General features: G+C 72.7%; 6 protein-coding genes. All 6 read left to right on the forward strand.

What is annotated here, in order from left to right; genetic code table 11:
* Nucleotides 1-741: 741 nt before the first annotated feature.
* The 6 genes from CTKZ_RS15405 to CTKZ_RS15430 all read left to right on the forward strand — a co-directional run bounded on the left by CTKZ_RS15405 (nt 742) and on the right by CTKZ_RS15430 (nt 4,376).
* Nucleotides 742-1,065: a DUF6507 family protein gene (locus CTKZ_RS15405; RefSeq protein ID WP_124343769.1), complete on the forward strand. Its 324-nt coding sequence runs from the start codon at nt 742-744 to the stop codon at nt 1,063-1,065.
* On the forward strand, nt 1,047-2,438 hold the full coding sequence (locus tag CTKZ_RS15410) for a hypothetical protein (protein ID WP_124343770.1): 1,392 nt from the start codon (nt 1,047-1,049) through the stop codon (nt 2,436-2,438). Before CTKZ_RS15405 ends, CTKZ_RS15410 begins: the two co-directional genes overlap by 19 nt.
* Entirely contained in the window at nt 2,435-2,734 is a 300-nt protein-coding gene (locus CTKZ_RS15415; protein WP_124343771.1) for a hypothetical protein, read from the forward strand. The genes CTKZ_RS15410 and CTKZ_RS15415 overlap by 4 nt, the downstream gene beginning before the upstream one ends.
* A 203-nt stretch (nt 2,735-2,937) precedes the next feature.
* Nucleotides 2,938-3,207 (forward strand): hypothetical protein, encoded by a 270-nt coding sequence (locus CTKZ_RS15420; protein WP_124343772.1) that lies wholly within the window; start codon nt 2,938-2,940, stop codon nt 3,205-3,207.
* Nucleotides 3,204-3,485, forward strand: a complete 282-nt coding sequence (locus tag CTKZ_RS15425) for a hypothetical protein (RefSeq protein ID WP_200829773.1) — start codon at nt 3,204-3,206, stop codon at nt 3,483-3,485. The genes CTKZ_RS15420 and CTKZ_RS15425 overlap by 4 nt, the downstream gene beginning before the upstream one ends.
* Before the next feature lie 102 nt (nt 3,486-3,587).
* Nucleotides 3,588-4,376 carry a hypothetical protein gene (locus CTKZ_RS15430; RefSeq protein ID WP_124343773.1) on the forward strand — a complete coding sequence of 263 codons (789 nt, stop codon included), beginning with the start codon at nt 3,588-3,590 and terminating at the stop codon, nt 4,374-4,376.
* Nucleotides 4,377-4,495 lie beyond the last annotated feature (119 nt).

The raw sequence follows: 4,495 nt of genomic DNA on the forward strand, positions 1-4,495 counted from the left end.
CACCGGCGGCGGCGCCGCGGCGCACGCTCAGCGGCGGCTTGGGCGTCCGGGGCCCGCCGGGCGCAGCGGCGGTCGGTGCGCGGAACGGCCCGAAGCTGGCCCCCGGCGGGTACGGACCGGCCGGGGCGGCCTCTGTCCCGGCCGGGTAGCCCGCAGCGACCGGCACGGGGGTAGGTGCACCCTCGGGCGCGACGGGTACCGGCGCAGGTCCGCTCGCCGGGGCGGCCGGCACCCGCGCGGGTGCGCTCACCGGAGCGGCGGCTTCCGGCGCGGGTGCGTCCGTCGGAGCGGCGTGCTGCGACGCTGCCGCCGTCGTCGGCCGGTCTTGCGTGGTGCTCGTCTCGGGCACCGTGGGCCCGGCCGTGGTGCCGGTCCTGTCGGGCGCCGTGCCCTCCGTCGCCGGCTCGGGGCTCGCGCCCTGCGCCGGTCGGGGCGTCTCGTCGCCAGGCGTGCCGCCGGTGCGGGTCGTGTCGTCCATCGTGTCCTCCTCGGCTCACGCGTCGTTCGTCGTCGAGGACCACACAACGCCCCGAACCCGGACGGGCACTGGAGCGCACCCGTGCGCCACCTGTGAGACGGGGACCTGTGCACAACTCCGACGAGCGGGGGCGCGACTCGGGCACGCTCGGCGCTCGACGGGGACGACGGTCGGCCCGACGGGACCATGCAGGGGGACGCGATGCGCACGACGCGAGGCACGACGACCGACCTCCCGGCCACGGCCGCGCGAGGACGAGCCCGGTGACGGGGTGGCGGATCGACCCCGCGGGCGTGGTCGGCGTCCTCCAGCGCGTCGACACGGCGTCGACGGACCTCGCCGCCGTCGCCGGGCGGGCGACCGACACGTGCGTCGAGGTCATGGACGCCACGCACGACGCCCTCGTCGCGACCGAGCTCGTCGCGTTCGTCGAGACGTACACCGCCCAGACCGCCGCGAACCTCGCACGCGTCGCGGCCCTCGCGAGCGCCGCCTCGGACGCGTCCGCGCTCTACCAGGCGGGCGACGAGCAGATGGCCGGCGAGACCCTGCGTGCCGCGCAGACGACGTGGGGCTGGACGTCGTGACGGTGTACGCGGGCATCGACCCGGACGCGATCCCCGGCCGCGACCTCCAGCCCGACGACCTCGACCGGCTCGCCACCGACCTCGTCGGCTCGTCGCGCGCGTTGCGCGCGGGCGGCGCCGACCTCGTGGACCGCTGGCACGCGCTGTCGGCCGTCTACGAGGCCCCCGAGGCGCCCACCCTGCTCGACGGCATCCTCCCCGTCGAGCCCGCTGCTGCGCGCTACGCCGACGCGCTCGCGCAGGTGGCGTCCGCCGTCCGCGAGTACGCCGAGACGATCCGCCCCCTCCAGCGCACCCTCTCCGGCCTGCGCGACGACGCCCGCTCCTTCCGCACCCGCGCCGCGGCGAGGGAACGCTGGGACGGCGACCAGGACCTCGTCGACGAGAACACCCGGCTCGTGCACGCCGTCGGCGTCCAGCAGTCGCTGCTCGACGAGGCAGCCCGTCAGTGCGCCCTCCGCATCCGCGCCGCCACGCGTGGCGACAGCGCCCTGCGGGAGTGCACCCCGGACGGCCTGCACCTCTCGCGCGCGACGACGCTCCCCGCCGACGACCAGCCGTGGGGCCACGTCGTCCGCCGCCACGACCCCTGTCCCAAGTCCGCCGCCGTCCAGATCAAGCACTTCCTCTGGGACGGCATCGCCGTCGACGGCGTCTGGGCCGGCGTGACGGGCAGCAGTGGCTACTACGGGCTGGACACCAGGACATGGGAGTTCAGCCTCGCTACCGCGCGGACGACCTGGGCCTCGATGCCCGACGTCTTCCGGGCCGACGAGCTCGGCTCGGACGTGCGCTACGAGGCGGCGAAGTCCCTGTTGGCGTGGGACACCTGGTCCGAGGACCCGGCACGCGCAGCCGGAGCAGTCGTCTTCACCTTCGTCCCGGGCGCGATCGGCCTCGCCGGGACCGCGATGAAGGGCACACGCGCTGCCGGCGTCCTCGGGCGAGCAGGCACCGCCCGGCCTTCGGCGGCCACGCAGCCCCGCGTCTGGCCCGACGCACCTGAACCCGGCACGTGGGAGCATTCGCTCGGCCACGACCCGAGCACGAAGCGGTGGCGTCCCGTCGAGTACCGGACGGCGATTCGGATCATGGAGGAACGAGGAGTGCGTCTCGAACGGGCCGGGAAGGACGAGCGCTACGACTGGATCGACGCTCGCGGAACGACGTACGACGCTGTCGGCGGTCAGGACGGTGCGTTCCTCCAGACGCAGCGCCAATGGAGCGACTTCCTCCAGCAGATCGACCTGCACCTCGACAAGGCGGATCTGATACCGGTCGACGTCTCGGGCTTCAGTGCTGAGCAGATCGCTCGCATCCGCGCGTACGTCGCGCCGCTCGACAACCGCTATTTCTTCGTAGGAGAACCATGAGTGGGACGATCTTCGGTCTGAACGACACGATCTGGCACGGCTCCAGGAGCATGTTCTTCTGGACGCTGGAGTCTGTCGCTCGACGCACGGAGCACGATCGGGTCCGGGACTACCTGCTCGAGCTCTCGGAGGCGGGCGTGAACTGGCTCAACTTGGAGGACTTCACAGAACGCGAGCACCTGGAGGTCCTGCACCTCCTCCACGCGACGGCTGACGTCGGACGACGCGAGCTCGAACCTGACGCCCACCTCGACGCCCTCGTCGAGCAGCTCGAGGAACTGAGAGCGCTCGAGTAGCCACACGAACGGCGGATGCGTCAGCGACGGCGCGATCCGTCGCCGTCGCGGTCGTCCCCCGAAGGCGACGACAAGGGATCCGAGGAGGACTTGCCATGAAAGGTGCTTGGCCTCGCCGAGGACGCGGGCTGCGCGGTCATCGCGATGAGGATGCTCCGCCTGCAGGGGACACGACGACGACCCCCTTGCTCTCGGAGCAGCCGATGACGGGTTGGCTGCTGTGGTGTCCCGGCTACGACCAGGGCTTGATCCGCCCCGTGCTCACCGAGTCCGGGCACGTGGTTCTGCTGTGCGACGAGGGAAGCGAGGTCTGGCTCCATCCTTCCGAGGTCTCAGAGAAGTCGTGGATCGATCCGAACCCGCCCACGTGGCGAGTCGCCGACGGCGTCTCCGTCGCGCCCCGCACGACCCGATGGGCGCGCCGGGAGCAGCTCCCCGCATCGTGGGGCGCGGTCGAGTGGCACGACGGGTGACCGCGGTCTCGATGCTGTGGCTGAAGGAGTGCCCCCACGACGACCAGGGACTGGTCTGTCCCCTCGTCACCTCGACCGGTGACGTCGTCCTGTTCTGCGACAGCGGCGGCGAGGCGTGGCTCGACCCCGCCGAGGTCTCCGAGGCGTCGGCGATGTTCCCGCGACAGCCGGACTGGCGAGTGACGGACGACGTCTCGGTCACGCCGGGGACGACGCGATGGGCGGACGCGCGCGACCTGCCCGACGCGTGGCGCGCCTTCACCTGGCACGACTTCTGATCCCGACCGTCGAAGGGGGCCGACCTGATGACGGCTCTCTCCCAGGTCAGGAACGAGGCCGACGTTTCTGATGTCCTGCACGTCCAGCACCTAGGAGAACCGATGCCCGACCGCACGTTTGAGAGTCGCACCGACCTGCTGGTCGAGGCTGTCCGCGAGCATCCCGCTGCGGTGGGGTTCGTGCTGCTCGGCTCCGCCGCGCGGTCCGAGGCCGCCCGGCGCGACGAGTGGTCCGACCACGACTTCTTCGTGATCGCGGCGGACGGGAAGGGCGAGGAGGTGCGCGACGTGCGCTCGTGGCTCCCGGACCCGGAGCGGGTCGTCACCGTCGCGCGCGAGGGTGCGATCGGGTTCGCAGTGCTCTACGACGACGGGCACCTGATGGAGTTCGCGGCGGCCACGGGTGCGGAGCTCGGCGGCGCGACGCTCGTGCACCACGACGTCGTGATCGACGAGGACGGGACGCTCGCGGCGCTGGTCGAGTCGTCCGGTCGACGTGCCGCGGACGAGCCGCAGCCGGATCCCGCGAACGACGCGGCGCTCGTCCTGGTCAAGCTGATGGTCGGTGTGGGTCGGGCCCGGCGCGGGGAGGTGCTGAGCGGCGGCGAGATGGTGCGCCAGTGGGCCGTGAAGCATCTGGTGCTGGCGATCCGCGCGCGCGTCCCGACGGAGGTGCGGGACCGCGAGGCGATCGACCCGGCGCGTCGGTTCGAGGCGGCCTACCCGCAGATCGCGCCTCGGCTCGCGGCGGCACTGGCGGCCCCCGTCGAGGAGGCCGCGCGGGCGCTGCACGCGCTGGCGCGGGACGTGCTGGAGCCGGGCTGGGAGGAGTTCCCGTCGGCGACGGCAGACGTGGTGGCGGCCCGACTCGGCTGGGCCTCGACCACCTAGATGTACTGACCCGCTGCGTTGTTGACTCGGTCGATGGGGCGTTGGCCGCCGATGCCGAGGTGGGGTCGGTCCAGGTTGTAGTGCTCGAGCCAGGTGGGCAAGAGTGCGGCACGTTCGTC

This window comes from Cellulomonas algicola (genome assembly GCF_003851725.1).
Lineage (GTDB): Bacteria > Actinomycetota > Actinomycetes > Actinomycetales > Cellulomonadaceae > Cellulomonas > Cellulomonas algicola.

Excerpts from the sequence above, each read along its gene's own strand:
- CTKZ_RS15420 (WP_124343772.1), top strand. The coding sequence starts at position 2,938 with ATGACGGGTTGGCTGCTGTGGTGTCCCGGCTACGACCAGGGCTTGATC.
- CTKZ_RS15430 (WP_124343773.1), top strand. The coding sequence starts at position 3,588 with ATGCCCGACCGCACGTTTGAGAGTCGCACCGACCTGCTGGTCGAGGCT.
- CTKZ_RS15415 (WP_124343771.1), top strand. The coding sequence starts at position 2,435 with ATGAGTGGGACGATCTTCGGTCTGAACGACACGATCTGGCACGGCTCC.